The sequence below is a fragment of the Chryseobacterium sp. FG46 genome, from assembly GCF_057809135.1.
The window spans coordinates 22,939-39,799 of the sequence record NZ_JBMDJJ010000034.1; the positions used below are offsets into that span (position 1 = coordinate 22,939).

General features: G+C 29.9%; 17 protein-coding genes. 14 read left to right on the top strand and 3 right to left on the bottom strand.

The genetic code is table 11. From position 1 onward, the window contains the following. Window positions 1-9: 9 nt before the first annotated feature. The 3 genes from ACODR7_RS19080 to mobC all read right to left on the bottom strand — a co-directional run bounded on the left by ACODR7_RS19080 (window position 10) and on the right by mobC (window position 3,819). Window positions 10-1,866: a hypothetical protein gene (locus ACODR7_RS19080; RefSeq protein ID WP_488841553.1), complete on the bottom strand. Its 1,857-nt coding sequence runs from the start codon at window positions 1,864-1,866 to the stop codon at window positions 10-12. Window positions 1,867-1,939: 73 nt separating this feature from the next. After that, complete coding sequence (locus tag ACODR7_RS19085; protein ID WP_488841555.1) at window positions 1,940-3,448, bottom strand: relaxase/mobilization nuclease domain-containing protein; 1,509 nt, start codon at window positions 3,446-3,448, stop codon at window positions 1,940-1,942. A 5-nt stretch (window positions 3,449-3,453) separates the two neighbouring features. Next, window positions 3,454-3,819 carry a plasmid mobilization relaxosome protein MobC gene (gene mobC, locus ACODR7_RS19090; protein ID WP_488841557.1) on the bottom strand — a complete coding sequence of 122 codons (366 nt, stop codon included), beginning with the start codon at window positions 3,817-3,819 and terminating at the stop codon, window positions 3,454-3,456. Window positions 3,820-4,479: 660 nt separating this feature from the next. Between mobC and ACODR7_RS19095 the strand changes: the two genes are divergently transcribed. The 14 genes from ACODR7_RS19095 to ACODR7_RS19160 form a co-directional block, all read left to right on the top strand. Continuing rightward, window positions 4,480-5,265, top strand: a complete 786-nt coding sequence (locus ACODR7_RS19095; RefSeq protein WP_488841559.1) for a ParA family protein — start codon at window positions 4,480-4,482, stop codon at window positions 5,263-5,265. A 14-nt stretch (window positions 5,266-5,279) separates the two neighbouring features. Further along, the gene (locus tag ACODR7_RS19100) at window positions 5,280-5,795 is read left to right on the top strand and encodes a hypothetical protein (protein ID WP_488841561.1); all 516 of its coding nucleotides are present in this window, start codon (window positions 5,280-5,282) and stop codon (window positions 5,793-5,795) included. A gap of 3 nt (window positions 5,796-5,798) precedes the next feature. Next, window positions 5,799-6,617: a hypothetical protein gene (locus tag ACODR7_RS19105; protein ID WP_488841563.1), complete on the top strand. Its 819-nt coding sequence runs from the start codon at window positions 5,799-5,801 to the stop codon at window positions 6,615-6,617. 20 nt (window positions 6,618-6,637) lie between these two features. Continuing rightward, window positions 6,638-6,943 carry a hypothetical protein gene (locus ACODR7_RS19110; protein WP_488841565.1) on the top strand — a complete coding sequence of 102 codons (306 nt, stop codon included), beginning with the start codon at window positions 6,638-6,640 and terminating at the stop codon, window positions 6,941-6,943. Next, entirely contained in the window at window positions 6,943-7,236 is a 294-nt protein-coding gene (locus ACODR7_RS19115) for a hypothetical protein (RefSeq protein ID WP_488841567.1), read from the top strand. The genes ACODR7_RS19110 and ACODR7_RS19115 overlap by 1 nt, the downstream gene beginning before the upstream one ends. A 132-nt stretch (window positions 7,237-7,368) precedes the next feature. Continuing rightward, entirely contained in the window at window positions 7,369-9,915 is a 2,547-nt protein-coding gene (locus ACODR7_RS19120) for a TraG family conjugative transposon ATPase (protein WP_488841569.1), read from the top strand. A 55-nt stretch (window positions 9,916-9,970) separates the two neighbouring features. Beyond that, complete coding sequence (locus tag ACODR7_RS19125; RefSeq protein WP_488841571.1) at window positions 9,971-10,555, top strand: hypothetical protein; 585 nt, start codon at window positions 9,971-9,973, stop codon at window positions 10,553-10,555. Window positions 10,556-10,561: 6 nt separating this feature from the next. After that, window positions 10,562-11,662, top strand: a complete 1,101-nt coding sequence (locus tag ACODR7_RS19130; protein WP_488841573.1) for a TraJ family protein — start codon at window positions 10,562-10,564, stop codon at window positions 11,660-11,662. A 7-nt stretch (window positions 11,663-11,669) separates the two neighbouring features. Then, window positions 11,670-12,359, top strand: coding sequence for a hypothetical protein (locus tag ACODR7_RS19135; RefSeq protein WP_488841575.1), 690 nt, complete (start codon window positions 11,670-11,672; stop codon window positions 12,357-12,359). Continuing rightward, window positions 12,349-13,428 (top strand): conjugative transposon protein TraM, encoded by a 1,080-nt coding sequence (gene traM / locus ACODR7_RS19140; protein WP_488841577.1) that lies wholly within the window; start codon window positions 12,349-12,351, stop codon window positions 13,426-13,428. Before ACODR7_RS19135 ends, traM begins: the two co-directional genes overlap by 11 nt. Window positions 13,429-13,444: 16 nt before the next feature. After that, entirely contained in the window at window positions 13,445-14,125 is a 681-nt protein-coding gene (locus tag ACODR7_RS19145; protein WP_488841579.1) for a DUF4138 domain-containing protein, read from the top strand. Between the two features lie 4 nt (window positions 14,126-14,129). Continuing rightward, window positions 14,130-14,705 carry a hypothetical protein gene (locus ACODR7_RS19150; protein ID WP_488841581.1) on the top strand — a complete coding sequence of 192 codons (576 nt, stop codon included), beginning with the start codon at window positions 14,130-14,132 and terminating at the stop codon, window positions 14,703-14,705. 39 nt (window positions 14,706-14,744) lie between these two features. Then, entirely contained in the window at window positions 14,745-16,199 is a 1,455-nt protein-coding gene (locus ACODR7_RS19155) for a TraQ conjugal transfer family protein (protein ID WP_488841583.1), read from the top strand. Window positions 16,200-16,647: 448 nt separating this feature from the next. Then, window positions 16,648-16,861 (top strand): hypothetical protein (locus ACODR7_RS19160; RefSeq protein ID WP_488841585.1); only part of this gene is annotated, 214 nt, incomplete at its 3' end.

A 16,861-nucleotide genomic window follows, 5' to 3' on the forward strand; every position in this document is an offset into this window, starting at 1 on the left:
ATATATCTTTTATATTTTAATTCCTGATGAACCTTTGTCTATGATAGTTGTTGTAGCTGTAAATTGCTTTGTATATCCCTCTTTCAAACTCTTTGCATAATTCTCTCCTTTATTAGAATTATATAAAATATCATTTAATTGAGGATCATACTTCATATCTGTTTTAAATTGCAAATTGCCATCTTTATCGACAACTTCAAATAAAATTATTTTTTGGTCAAGCAGATCTTTCTTTTGATCTTCATTTAGTTTTTGATTTTTATATGTGAATTCATCTAAGTTAAAATCCTGCTTTTTATAAACTGGTTTTAAAACTGCCTTTTTATTTTCATCATATTTAACGCATAGTTTAAAGTCATGCTGTTCAGACTTTTTAAAACCATTTTGATCGTCTTTAATAACTGTTGAAGTTATTAGCTGGGAGAAATCCCCCTTAAGTAAATTTAACTTGCTCTCGTTAGAAAGTTCCTCAAATTTTAACTGAATATTACTCTTTTCAAAAGCAGCAATAATTTCAGTATGTGTAAACTTCTGACCTTTGAATAATTTTACACTTTTATCTTCTGTAGTGATTTTTTCTTTTTCTCCAACTTGGATCTTCAAAATACCATCATTGTTTTCTAATACTCTTCCTTTATAAAAACGTCCATTATCTTCAAAAGAAATAATATCTTTTACATTAATTTTTTCTAAGTGAAAACTTAATTTGTTTTCAACATCAGTTGTCCCAATTCCGTTGAGTTTAATCTCTTGTTTTTTTGTTTCTACAAATTCTGATACAATATTTGATATGCTTATATCTTTATTATCTTCATACTTTTTTATAAGCCCGATTATATCTTCATCAGTTAATTCTCCATGCTTAAACTTATGGGAAAAATCATCAATAAACTTCAGATCTTCCATTTTCTTTTCATCATTAATAACATTAATCATTGCATTCATTCTTTGTTGTAATGATTTGCTCTCATCCTCCAATATAGGCTGAAACATCTTGTATACAGCAGATGAAATCTTTTTCATTTTAAAGCTTTCAGACTTTTTAATACAAACAAAAATTTCGTTAAAGCAGTCTTCAAAAGTTGCATTTCTTCCAGCTCCTTTTAGAATGCTTTGAGTCTCGCGTAAAGAGTCATCAAATAGTTTTTTTAAAGAAAAATTATTTTGGGTTAAAGCTTTTTCTACTTTAGGAGATATAATATCTTTTATTTTTGAGCCAATTTCTAGTTCTGGATTTACCTCTTCTTTCTTTATTAAATCTTTCCAAACTTGCATTCCCTGCTCCTGGGGTAATGATTTTATAATTTTTTCGGTTGGAATTAAAATTGATTCTTGGTTTCTAAGCAATTTTAACAAGTCTGTATTTTCATTATCGGTCTTAAAAAAAGGGATAATGCTAGAGAAGTTTTTTCCAGAATAATCAATCTGCTCTCTTACAATTCCAAAAACTTCACTTCCCTCCTGCATAAAAGAAATAAAATCATATCTTTCTTTCTGCTCAGGATCCTTTAGCAATAGTTCAATTTGAGACCTTAAAATCAATTCTTTATCAGAGTTAATTTTTTGCGCCTTTTTATCGTCAATTAATCTTCTGTTTAGATCAATAACTTTTTCTATCAATGCCAGTCTTTCACCAGGTGACTTTGCAATTTCAGTAAAATTAATTTCCCCACCCTCTTCGTCTGAAAATCCATTAAAGGCATTATCTTCAATGAAATATTCCTGAATTACACCCATGAATGGTGAATAATTTTCTTCTATATCCTCTATTGATAATTCATTAGACGAAAAAATTTCTAACCAGTCTTTTAGACTTAATAAATTTAAATCTTCAATTTCTTGTAGTTTTTCTTTTAAGTTACTCATAATAAATTTTTTACAGTATCAAATATATGAAATAATTATGTATTCAAATATTCTAACCGTCATTATTTCATATTTAAATTTTGTTTTTTTGACCTTTTACTGTTTTTTTTATTTCAGGTTTCTTGTCAAACAATGTCAATAACTGGTCTACCGTTTTATTAAGCTTCTCACTTAAAGATTCTGTTTTATTATCTTCATTATTGATATTAGTTTTCTCATCATTTCTAAGGTATTGCTGAAACTTCCAAACTTTACTTTTATAATCCTTAGCATGTACTAAACTTGAGACTTCCGAAAAATCAATTTTGTTTAATTGAATTTTAACAGGTTCTGAGTACTCAATATCTTTAGGATTTTTATTTAAATAATGATTAAAGCGTAATTTTCCTCCTTGAACATCCGGAATCATTCCATTTAGAGCCATAAACATTATATAGTGCTGTGGATTAATTTCTTTAGTTTTCTCAGGATACAATTCTTTATATTTTTTCTCTAATACAAAAACTAATGTTGCATTATGATACTTGTAATCTCTAACTGTTTTCTCGGAGAACTTTTCTTTAACATTTCCATAACTCAATGATCTAGCGATATCAGATGGTTTAATAAATAACCCCTCTCTTTTATCATAAAATCTATATGCTGCAGGTATTCCATTCTTTAGAGTAAATGACACCTCAATATCTATCTTATTCATTTCTGCGATAAATATATCATGTGTTATTGTTTTGTATTTTGAAAAAATACGATTCTCTATAAAATCTTTTATCTCCCCCTCTCTTTTTTTCCGGAATTTTAAATTTCTTAAAAAAACTTTATCTAGTTTTTTTTGTCCTGGATTAGAATAAAGTGCTGAACTATTTAATGGAAGATCCCCAATTCCTTTGGCTTTATATTTAATGCCAATTTTTATTACATTATTTTTATCTATGTAATTATTAGAAATCACTTCTAACCCAACTCTATTTAACTGATCATTATATTCTTCCATTGTCGTTGGATGAAAATGTTTCAATATATAATCAACAGCATATGAATATCTTTTCCTCTTATCTAATGTATCTTCAATAGCACCATCAACAAGTATATTATCAGGAATTGTTATAATCTTATTTTTTAAGCTACTCACCACCTTTAGTTCATATTTTTCCTCCAAAGTCCTTGTTATTTTTTGAGATCTTAAGAACAAATTAGAATCATTTATAATAGTTTTTCCTGAAATAATTTTTGGAGTTACGATATGAATATGTGGTTGAAAAGAATCAAAATGTCTATATATAATAAGAGGATGATCCTCAGGAAATCCAAGCTCTTTAAGATATTCTTTAGATATATTTGATAATAAATCATTATCAATTTTCTTTAAATCTTCAACCGGAAAATTTAAAGAAATATGCATGTTTTTGTCTTTTCTTTTGCTCTCTCGTGTATGAACTACAAAGTGAGAAATCACGCTTTCTTTTGAAGCATCAGAATCAAAACCGTTGTAAAATATTCTCTCCGCTTCACCCTTTTCTACTTTCTTTTCATTGTATTCTATCAATGGTTTAACCGTTTCTGTATGTGAAATATTTGCAATCAAAACCTTTAATCTTTATTGTTAATTGATGAAATTACGAGTTCAAAATGAGAATTAATTGCCTTGATCTGATTCTTCAAACTGTAAATACCAGCCTCATCAATTGCACCATATGTATTAATATTTTTTGAAATTTGATTAATATTAATACCAATTTTATTTATTTCGAAAAGATATTTATTAAAATCAACAGCATGAAATGTGCTGCTTTTATTTGACAAAAGTAAAGTTCTCACTCCATCGGAAATAGTAACACCAACAGGAATTTTTTTTAATAGTAGATTATATTCCTCTTCAGTTAACCTACAATCAATCCGTTTATTTCTAAGCAGTTTTTCTTCAATAACTTTAGGTCTTCCTCCTTTATTTTTCATAAAAAAATCAATATTTACAATACAAAATATGCGACTGGAACGAGCATATTATTCAACTTGTCTCGCAGAGCAAGGAGGTTTTTGTCCGACAAAAACACACCTTGCTATGTTTAAACACAAAAGTACTAAAAAATATATAAATATCTTTAGACATTTATTAAATTTTTAAATCTGATAAAGCAAAAATAAATTTAGATATTTAGATATAAATATCTTTTAAGTAAATAAAACAACTATTCTAAAACATTAATACATAAAGATATTAATATCTGCAGGATATTATATAAATGACTAAATAAAGATATTAATGTCTAAAGAAATTAATATCTGTTTGAACAAAACTAAAAGAATTAAATATCTTTATATCTATATATATAAAGATATGTATATATTAATTTATTAAATTATTTATTTATTTATATATTAATGTTTGAATGTCTAAATATTTTTATATATTTGTATATAAAATCACTTGTATCTTAATATCTAAATATTTTAATATATAAGTATCTTTATATCTTAACACCAAAAATGCATATATTATGGATAGAGCTATTTTTTTAATGTTCCATCTTACAGTTAAAATTATCTTTAACTGTATCGCAATTTTTATTAATCTCTGCATTGCAATTTTTAAAGTAATTTTTAAACATAAATAAAATGAATAAACTAGGCAAAATTGTTGCTTTTAGCTCACAAAAAGGTGGTTCTGGTAAAACTACATCAACAACATTCGCTGCTACATACATTAATTATTATTATGATAAAAAAGTATGTGCTGTAGATCTTGATATTCAAAAATCACTCTCTAATAAAAGGAGAGATGAAATTAAGCACATCCAGAGCCTTGCTGAACTAGATGGAGAAATGTTACTTCCACAAAGAAAAGAAGCAAAAGTTTTAAAAAAACTAGATGAAGAGGGAAAAGAACTTTATCCAATATATACATATTCATTCAAAGATGATAATGTGATTGAAAAAATTTTAGATCTCCAAACTAAGTATGATATTATATTCATAGATTTTCCTGGAACCCTTGATTTTAAAGAAATTTCTTTTATACTCCTTATTTTAGATTACATTTTTATACCATTTTATGCCGAAGAGAAAAATTTTAAAAGTGGTTTTGATTTTGAAAAGGTTTTGAGAGGAATTAAAAATCATCAAAAGGAAAATCCTAATTCTTCCAGATTAAAGGATTATTATGCATATTTTTTTATGTACAGTGAAACAACCTCTAAAGTAGTTTGGGATTTTATTCAAAAAGTCTTAGATAGTAGAGGGGTTAAAAAATTAGACAATCATATTTATGAAAATAAAAAGCTGGAAATGGACGTTTCTACAATAAAATTAGTGACAGGTGTACCAAGGGCGAAAAGTCCAATTCCATTTGTTGAAGAGATAATGTCAATATTATTTCCAGAAGAGTATTCAAATAATAATTAAAACAAACTATATTTATGTCAAACGGCAAACCTAAAGGCAAAGGAAACCACAGTTATTTAAATAGTCTTTCTTCATCACTTGTAGATGAGACTGAAAATATAATTGAAAAGAAATCTTCTGAAATAGAGGATATTATAAATGTGCCTACAGCAGCTAGTGATAGTGTTGAAAATTTGGAAGATTCTAAAAATAATTCAGCAGAAAATAATTCTCAAAAAGCTGAAGATGCTAAGGTAAATTCCAATATATCCAATAAATATAAATCTAGAAATAGATCCGCAGAACAGTCACCTAAAAAAGAAATTAAGGTTAAACCAGATCCTCTGATAAAATTTACTGCTCCTGTAAAAAAAGTACTGCAGAAAAACAGCGAACTTGAATATGGAGATACAACGAATACAAAGGTCTCAAATGAGGCCAATCGTTATCTTAAAATTATGTCCTTGGCTTCAGATGTTGCTGGTTATAAAATAGCAAGTTCTTTAATTGTTGATTTTTATAATAAACATAAAGACGAATTTAATATATAAAATATGCTGGCCGTCATATTAGTCATAATAGGGTTGACTCTAATAGGAACCTTTTTCTTTATAAAAAGTCATTTAAATAAAGGAGAAAAAAAACAAGAGGTCCCAAATTTGCAGAGAGAAAAAAAAGAAGAAAAACCCTTAGAAAAAATTGATAACAATAATCAAACCTTTGATATTAGAAATAATCAAAGTATTGAGATAGATAGTTCATCAACTGCGATAAAAAAAATTATCCGGAAATATAAAAACATCAATTCATTACAAGTAGAAGAAGTTACTACTGAACAGGATGAAAAAAAACCAAATGAATTTGATAAAATCAATATTACTGGATCCGCTATCGAAGATGATGATGAATCAATGGATTTTGAAAGTATTAACGAAGAAATGGATAAGTTTCCTGATTTACAGGAACTGTCTTTTGTAAAAGAGGTGGAAGAAACTCCTGGCCAGGAATTGTTTAAAATTATTGATACTAGTTTGCATGAAAAAGTAACAAATCAATTAGAGCGATTGGTATCTGGTGATGAAGATGATGACCTACTAGATGAATTTAATAAATTCAAAACTGCTAATTCTTATGCTGAGAATACTAATAGTTTATTTGATGAACTAGATGATGAAGAGATCAATATATCTGAGCCTAATAAGGTTACTTCAACAATCAAAGAAATAAATACAGACCAAAAAGATGAAATAATTACGGATGAAAGAGAAAAAACTAGTATTTTTACCGAAAAAATAATTTCACCCAAAGAAATAGTAGATAATCATTTAGATTTCAATATGGAATTTGATGAACTTGTTGAAAATGAAGACTAAAATTTTAAATTAAATATAACATGAAAAAAAATCTTAAGTACCAAAAAACATTAAGAATAGCAAAAGGTGTTTTTATTGTAGCATTAGTATTAGCTCCTGGGCTACTTTTTGCAGATGTAAATGGAGAAATTTCAAAATGGACCCAAAATGCTCGAAGAATTGCAAAATCAATCATTGGTCTAGCTGCAATTGGTGGTGGAGTAATAGTATATCAAAAAATGCAGGCAGATGATGGTTCATCAGGAAAGAAAGCTCTAATGAGTTATATTGGAGCTCTAGTATTTGCGGCATTATTATTTGTTTTGATTGATGAGATTATTAAATAATGAAAAATTTTCCAGTTTTAAAAAATATAGGGAAAGAGCCAAACTATTTTGGCTTAAGTCTTAAGTCTTTTATGCTGCTCATTATTGAAATTATTATTACAATAATATTTACTAGGGGATTTATTACTCTGTTAATATTTCTCCCTATAATCTTGGTTACATATTTTGGCCTAAGTGCAATGGAAAAAAAACATGGAAATGATTTTTTATCTAAATTCTTGAAGAAATATTTTGAAAACTTCAATGGCACAAAAATTAGTATTTCTGAGATAAAGGAAGCGCTTAAAAAATAAAAAACACAAAATTCTTTAAAACAACTTTCCAAGTAAAAATATAGAGTTTTTGAAATTTGATATTTTTTTGAGACAACCAACATTTCACATAATGGTGAATTAAATATTTAATTTAATATTAAAAAGTAAGCCGTGACTAAAAATCCAAAAAAGAATGACCATTTTCCGCAGTTTAATAAAACTGCGGCAATTGATGGAAATGTAGTTAAAAATAGATCAAAGGATATAGCAGTCTGTTATCGAATCCATTTACCTGAAATTTTTACAATGGGTGAACCTGAATTTGATCTTATCCATAGCGATTTCCTAAAAGCGTTAATGGTTTTACCAGAGGGGACTATTGTACATAAGAAAGATATCTTTAAGCAAAAAATATACAATTCAGAAAATCTTGCTAAAGAAACTTATCTTCAAAAAAGTACTGCAGAGCATTTTAAAGGTCGTATTTATATGAATCACGACTGTATTATTTCCTTTATTAAACCGGAACTTACTACATTAAGACGGAATTATGATAGGCTAAGTATTCTTTCTAAGAGAAATACTGTTGCTAGTCTTGAAGAGATAGAAGCATTTATGAATCATGTAGAACATGCGGTTAGTGTTATCAATGCATCTACTATTCTAAAGTGTGAAGCTATTACATCTGAGGAGATTTATGAAATAATAGTAGATGAATATACATTATTCAAGGATGAAATAGGAGATTATGTATCCTCTGATGAAGATTTAAGGATAGGGGATAGCTATGTAAAAATCTTTTCTTTAAGAGAAGATGGCCAACAACCGGATGGAACTCTTAACAACTGTGTTCTTGATAGAGATAGATCTGTTGACCAATCTCAATTTTTTCGTTCCTACTGTTATCCTTTAGCCTTGGATTTCAAACAAGATCATATCTATAATCAATTTATTTTTATTGAAGATCAGGCTAAAGTTAAAAAGGATTTAGAACTTAATAATAAAAGACTTAGCAGCACCAGGTTATTAAGCAGAAAAAATAAGACACTAGCCGATCAAAATAATTTTTTCCTGGATAGGGTTGAGCAAGATAATGTAAAAATTGTTAGAATGCATACTAATCTTGTCTTCTGGGCTGATTCTAAAGAGGATTTGAAAAAGATCACAAATAAAGTTACAGGGTATTATTCCAAAATGGGTATAAGACCTTATAATAATTCTTATTTTGATAGAGATTATATATATCTGGCAAATCATTTAGGAAATGGAGCCTTGCTTCCAGTGGAAGAAACATTTCTAAGTTATTTAGATATTTCTCTTTGCTATTTGACAACAGAAACAAATTACAAATCGGATGAATCAGGTACTCTTTTCAATGACAGATTATCAAATATTCCATTATATGTAGATACATTTCACAAGCCTTATGAATCTAAGGAAATATTAAATAGAAATTACATTATTGTAGCGCCATCCGGAGGGGGTAAATCATTTCTTTCCAAAAGCAGATTAAGACAAAATATAGAAAATCCCAAAAATCAAACGGTAGTTCTCAACGTAGGAGGAGATGATAAATTATGTAGAATGTACCCAGATGATACTCTTTATTTTGAATATAAAAAGGGAAGACCATTGGATTTAAATCCATTCTGGGTATTTGATAAAAAAATTGATACTGGTAAAGTAGAATTTTTGATAGACTTCATAGGTCTTATTTGGCTTACTGATAAAGACCTTTCAAATGACCAAAGATCTGCTTTGGAAAAAATTATCATGAAATTTTATGATGCTAAAGAACTTCCCCCAACAGAAGAGTTCCATCCAGAAACAAAAAATAAAATTGAAGAGGAGGAAGACAAAACCTATCTGGTTAGAAATACAGATAACAATTCTTTACCTCGTTTTTACGAATATATAAGAGAAAATGCTGAGTCTATCAAGACAGAAACATTTAATCTTTTTGAAATTGATTCTTTAGTATTAAACTTAGAAAAGTATGCGGATGGTTTATATTCAAACCTATTTACTAATGGAGAACCAAAAGTTTTTGAGAATAAGAAATACGTAGAATTCGAGCTAGACAACATCAAAGATCATCCTATTCTCTTTCCGATTTTCGGAATGATTATTTCAGATCTGATTTTTAACACAATGTGGAAAAAAGATGATTCCGAAAAGGAATTCTTTGTAGATGAAGCTTGGAAAGTATTAGAAAAGAAAGGAATGGTCTCTCTTCTAAAATATCTTTATAAAACAATTAGAAAGTTTGATGGATCTGTTGGTATAGCAATACAGCAAATTACTGACTTATTTGCATTAGGCTTAACAAATGAAAAAGCTATTCTGGGTAATACCGCAATTAAATACATATTAGATCACAGGGAAGTTTTGGGTGACGTTCCGATTTTAAAAGAAAAGCTTTCTATGTCAACTGCTGATATAAGCCAACTTTTATCAATAAAAAATAATACAAAACCTACTGCATCTGACCCTTTGGCCTATACTGAGTTTTTGTTAGCTAAAGGAAGTCGAAACGCAAAGATTATGAGGCTAGAAGTATCTAAACCTTGCTTAGCAATTTATGAAAGTGATAAAGCAAAATTAAAGACCTTTAATATGCTTTATGATCATCATAGAAAAGAAATGATACCTACTATAGAAAGTTATATTGATGTAGAAATTAATAAAACTAAAATTATTACAGAAATATGTGTTTAACCGTAATTATTTCACATTAATTTATTATATTTGTTTAACAATAAATCCACGCAAAATGAAAAAACTATTTCTTATAATATTTACGTCCGTTTGCAGTTCAGTTTATTCACAATGGGTAGTTGAAGATCCTGGAGTTGCAGGTTTACTTACTGCGTTAAATCAGGAGCAGGCCATATCAAATTCAAAGACAATTGCACAAGCTGCCAGTACTGTAAAACAGTTACAAAGCCAGGGAAAATGGATAAAAGAGACTGTAGAAAAAGTAGATAATGCTATTAAAACATTGAATGTAATAACAGATATTCAGAAAAATGCTGTTGGTGTAGTATCAGATTACCGAAATACATCTAACGCCTTACAGTCATATAAACAACTTAATCCTGTATATGTACAGAATGCTCTTAATAGATTAGCTAATATCGTTAGTAATAATCAAAAGACAGTAAACTTTTTTTCAAGTGTAATGAAATCTGATTTTTTAAAGCTTTCATCTTATGAAAGAATAAAATTACTAAACGAAATAAATGCAAAATTAAATAGCCTAAGAGGAGGAATATACAGTATTGGTGCTGAAGCATATGATAAGAATGCAACAATGGTGGTAAAAAAATCAATCTATGGAACACCTGTTCTTAAATAAATTAATATGTTAACTCTACTTACATCTTATGGAATTGAAAACATTGAGGTTTCAACCATAGTAAATAAAATCTTTCAATCTGGAGGATTAGGAAAAATAATGGTAGGCATGAAAGCGCTTGGAACTTTAGCTCTTCTTTTTTATTTTGTTCCAAAAATTGGAAAGATTTTTTCAGGTAAAGAACAGATTACACCAGATCTTCTAGGACCACCTTTAATATATGCAGCACTATTATTAAGCTGGACAGAAATAAATAGTCAATTAGACAGTGGTTTACTTGCTATTCAAAAAGAATTTCAGGCAGCTACTCCCAAAGATAGTCGAAGTACAGAAGCATATAGAGATATTATAGCAAAATGGTCTCTTATTCCCTCCAGTGGAGTTGAGGAGCCTATAGCCCCTGCAGCTGCTGATCAGGAATCTTCTTTTTTTGATTTTTCAAAAATAAAAGAGAAAGTAACAACTATTGTTAATATCATGAACAATCCTGAAATATTAATTCTGAAAATAACAATGTTCTGTACACATGTATTTAATACTGTGATAATAATGTTGTTTAATGCGTTTTCTTATATCTGGCTTAACCTATTAAGGATTGGAGGGATAGTAGCCCTAGCATTATACTTCTTCCCTACATTTAAAGGAACATTCACCAATTGGTTAAGAACATATATATCAGTTTATTTATGGATTCCTATTGGTTCAATTATGATCTATGTTTCAGATCAAATATTTCTTGAAATTGCAAATAAAGTAGGAGATGTTCAGTTGCCAAATGTTCAAATAATGATGGCTCCAGATCCTGACACAATAATGAAGATGACATTTCTTGTGATATCAGCATTAGCAACAACAATTTTAAAATTAGTTTTACTCTCTAAAGTACCATCTGTAATAGGATACTGGCTAGGAGGTGGCAATACAGGGGATATGTTTTCTTCAGCACCTACAATGGTTATGATGACTACAAGTGCTGTAGGTTCTGCAGCAAGTTCAGCAGGGCAAGCAGCAACGGGAGCATTAACAGGAGGAGCTGGCGCAGCTGCAGGAGGAGCATCAGGAGCAGGAGGAATAGCTAGTAAAGCAGGAGAATCATTAAAAGGATAAATTAAAAATGGAAAAAAATAAATTAGAAACTATTAGGGCATATTTTCAGCAAGCAGATGAATCTTCAAATAAGTTAAGAAAAATAATGTTATTTGTGATTGTCTTCTCTTTATTAACGGTTCTATTAAGTGTAGGATGCTTATTTTACTTCTACTCCCTCGCAACTTCTAATATTTATGTTATGGACAAAGGAGGTAGTATAGCCACCGCATTTAAACAAGATATAGAGGGTCAAAAAGAGGTAGAAATTGACAATAATATTAGAATTGTCTATAATACATTCTTCACTTATAACTCTACAAATTACAGAAGCCAGGTGAATAAAGGATTAAATATAATGGGAGAAAAAGGAAGACTATTATTCCAGACTTATAAAGAAGCTCAGTGGTATAATAATGTAGTTCAAAATAATCTTGATATTTCTTCTGTTGTAGATTCAGTTAAAATTAATTCTCATGAAATTCCATACCAGTTTAAAGCATATGGCCGTCAATTTATCAGAAGATTTAATATAGTTGAAGTTAGAAGATTGTGGACCCAAGGTGAAATGTATGATGTTCCCAGGGTAATGCAAACTAACCCACATGGATTAGAAGTAAATCTGACAATTACGGATAATAGAACTATTAAATCTGATTCTATTATTAATAGACAGAATAATTTACAAAACCAAAATACTCAACAAAATGGCAATTAACTTTCAAGAATTAATAAAGGACAAAAAAGTAAAAAGTGCTTTGGTTATTTGTATTGCAATTATTGCTTCATCAATTTTACTATATATCATGTTTGCTCCTGAGAGTGAAAGTGATGCAAGAAACGACAAGGAAGTAATGGTGGGAGATGATGCATCAAGGTTAAACTTTGAAGTTCCAACAACAAAAGATAGTACATTAGAAAATGGAACCAAGATTGATGCTTTTGAAAAAAAATTCTCTGATTCAGTTACATACGCTCGTAAAACTGAAGATGCTTTAAATTTTAATACGAGTACTAATACAACAACATCAAATAGTACAGAAGCTGGATTTAGTGATGCTGATTTTGAGAAAATGAGAAAAAGCTCTCTATCGAATTCAAGTATATCTAAACCAAGTAATTCACATAGCACCTATGGAAATTCTTCAATGTGGGGAGACGATATACCAAGTGGTTCTAATGTAGGCTATAGTGATTTGGGAAATGTAATTACGAAACCACAGGGAACAAAAAGAAAACCTGTTTCACAGCCTACCTATAAAAATACAGAGGTTGCTGATGATATCAATTTTGAAACTCAATTTAATACTCCATCTTATACAAATACTACTAAACCTGAAATAACTGCTAAAACGGCAAAACCTATAAGAGCTAAACTAATATCATCCGGTTATGCAACAAGTGGAAGAAGCTTATCATTTGTTCTCCTGGATCCCATAACAATCAATGGAGAACAGACTAAAAGAGGGCAAGTAATAACTGGAAGCACGATTGTGGATGATAATCGAGTGATTGTAAGATTTGTTTCATTGAAAGTGAATAACAAAAATCTACCAATTACCGCAAAGTTAGTAGGCTATGATGGAGGTGAGGGCTTGCCAGTCAGAGGAAATAATAATGGAAATGGAGCTGGAGATGTAATTAGAGATGAAGCACAAAGTCAAGTCTCAAGAATTCCAGTTGTAGGAGGAATAATTGGAAGAGCAACTAGCTCAGGCAATAGAAAGAATGAAGATAAAATCCAACTAACAAGCAATATAGAATGTACAATAATGTTTTATCAATAATTTAAAATAATATAATATGAAAAAGAATTTAGTTTTCGCTTTTCTTCTTATTAGTTTTTTAGGTTTTTCACAAACAAAGAAGAAAGTTCATAGAAAAAAACCTGTTAAGAAAAGTTATGTAAAAAAGCCAGTTACAAAACAAAATTTGGATACTGCTGAAGTTAAGAAAGAAGATACAGTTCAAGCTGTAGCAGTAGAGGAGCCAAAACCGATTGAAATTTCTCCTAAAGTGGAAGAAACTGTAGTAAAAGAAGAGAAGCCAAAATATGAACTTACTGCAGAGAAGCTTTTAAGTTCAAAAGGTTGGATAAACAACAGAAACTCTACACTTGTAAATGGGATTGAAGGATTTGTGAAAGGAATTTATTCAGGTGCGGGTAAAATATATGTTCTTCTAGAAGTAGATAACCGTTCTAATATCAATTATGATATTGAAAGTGCAATTTTCATTACTGCTCCAGTAGAAAGAAATGGAAAGTTAATTGATACAGAAGAAAAAACATTTATGCCAATCTTTTCAAATCAGCCAGAAAGCTTTAACAAGAAATCAAAACAAAAATTAGTTTATGTTTTCGACAAATTTACAATTGCAGGAAATAAGACTTTACATTTTGTAATGAACGAAATAGATGGAGAACGTTCTCTTACATTAGAAATTAAACCAAAATGGATTTTACAAGCCGATAGTACAAAATAAAAATATGATGAATACAAGATTATTAGTAGTATGTATGCTGTTATTCAGCATTATTTCACAAGCACAGGGAAGACGAAAAAATCAAAGCGCTATACATGCTGAGTATGGTTATATGTTAAATTCAGATTCCCTTAAAAAAGGAGGGTATATGGCAAAAATAGGATACATGAAAGTTATTGGTGACAAAGGCTTTATTGGAAAAGTAGAGGCTTTCTATCAAGATTATAAAGTTGACTATATTGATCGTCAGGTTTTACCATATCAAAAATATGGATTAAATGTCAATGCGGGTTATTCATATGAGGGACTATATCCAGTTATGTTAAACGGATTTATTGGAGTTTATGGAGCATATGAAAATGCAAATAAAGGAAATCAAAAAGATCCTCTATACAATGCCGAAATTCCATATAATGTAAAAGGATTTGTTTATGGTATATCAGGATCAGCAGAAGCTGAAATCTATTTAATTCGTAGGATGTCTTTACTTCTAAATTACTCGCAGTTTTATGATTTGAAATCAAAATTTTCTAAATCGAATTATGCACTATTCGGAGGTTTAAGATTCTATATTAACTAAAATTTTATGGAAATAACAACAAATAAAAAAATTACATATATGAAAAAATTCATTTATTTAGTACTTACAATATTTTGCTTAAGTCTAACATTCAATTCTTGCCAAGAAGATGGTGATTGGGAGAATGGCGCTCAGTTCGGATTTACTATTGAACGTGATAATAATTTCATCGAAAAAGGTGTTGGAGAAACTAACCAGCTCAAATTCAATATTAAACCATCATATAATTTTGATCAAATCCAGACTAGTTTTAAATTCACTACGAATTTAAACGGGGTTTTGAAATTAAATGGACAAGTCCTAACAGCTAACCAAGAATATCAGTTTACAAATAAAAATAATATTTTTGAGTATACAGGTAATATTGCTGGTGACCACAGTATCAAAATAATGGTGAAAAATTCTAAAGGCTTTACAAAAGATGAAGAATTTGAATTAAAATATGGGATTTCAGAATTTACTCATACTTATACTGGAGGAACTGCGGACATCTATCAAAGTGATGCAACACCATATATTATGAAAATAGTTCCATCAGCAGGCCAACCAACTACCGGATATGAGATTAAATTTAATAGTTATAATGGAGATATCAAATTAAATGGAGTAGCTGCTCAAACTGGACAATACTACCCACTACCTAATATTAATAATTTTACAGTTACATTGTCAACAAACCAAGTTGGAGCTGGTGCATTAGATTATGATATTAAAAATGCAACTGTGGCAAAAAACTATAATATTCAACAAAATGTTATAGCACGGAAAATAGTTGTAGAGTCAATGAATATTAATTCATTAAATGTAATTCCAAATACTCAGATGAGCTTAATAGGAATCGTTAAAAAAACTCCAGTAACTCCTAATACATCTGTAAAATATAAAACATGGATTAGTGCCTCTTCAAACAACAATACAAATGGAATTCAAAACACTAATAATGTTTATACAACATATGCTTTGGGAGCTAACGGAGCATTCAATTTAAATTTCAATGCAGTTGAAGTAGGAACCTATACGTACAATATTCAGTTTCAAGATGAATATGGCAATGAAAGTGATGTTAAATCATTTAATATTACTGTAGAAGCTCAACTTCAATTTGTAGGTGGAGCAGGTGCAGAAATTGGCGTGTATGCAATAATCGGAGTTGGAAGTGCTAGCGTGTATCATAAAACCTTTAACAGAACTTTTAAAGTAGTATCAGGAGGAAGTACCACTATTACTAAGATGAAGTACACAATAGATTTAGATATTGTTAATGGTAGTGGAAATGTTATTACACACTGGCAGAGAGTTTTAAATGAGAATGTAGCCAATGGAACAAATATATATGAAGTTCAGGGGCAAGGTTTACCAATATCAGAGGTCTTGATGGCTAGTAATCTTCCAAGTGGAATGAACTTTAGCAATATTGTGATTAAAATGGAAGCTACTAATTCTAATAATGTAACTACAGAAAAAACAGTTACTGGAACTTTTGTTCTTTTATAAAAGGTAATATTTTGTTTTAATTAAAATTAATTGTATTTTTGAGTAAATTAATTTTTTAATATACTTTTTAGTATTTTACAAATCTTAATTTAAATTTACTACATAAGTCCGGCGAAAGTCGGACTTTTATTTTATCCAGTAATGGAATGTTTATAGTAAAAATTCCCTGCAGGTCTTCTGGTGTTGTTGTCGTTCCGGAAGCGCTCCGGTGGTTCCAAAATGGGTGAGCTGGCTATCCTCCGGAAAGGAATTCCCCCGGTGCTGTTCCTGGCTAAAAAGGGAGAGTGGAATTACGGAACCCGGCAGCTGATATCCTGGCTAAAAATTTCCCTGCAGATCTTCCAATGTTGTTGTCATTCCGGAAGCGCTCCGGTGGTTCCAAAATGGGTGAGCTGGCCATCCTCCGGAAAGGAATTCCCCCGGTGCTGTTCCTGGCTAAAAAGGGAGAGTGGAATTACGGAACCCGGCAGCTGATATCCTGGCTAAAAATTTCCCTGCAGATCTTCCAATGTTGTTGTCATTCCGGAAGCGCTCCGGTGGTTCCAAAATGGGTGAGCTGGCCATCCTCCGGAAAGGAATTCCCCCGGTGCTGTTCCTGGCTAAAAAGGGAGAGTGGAATTACGGAACCCGGCAGCTGATATCCTGGCTAAAAATTTCCCTGC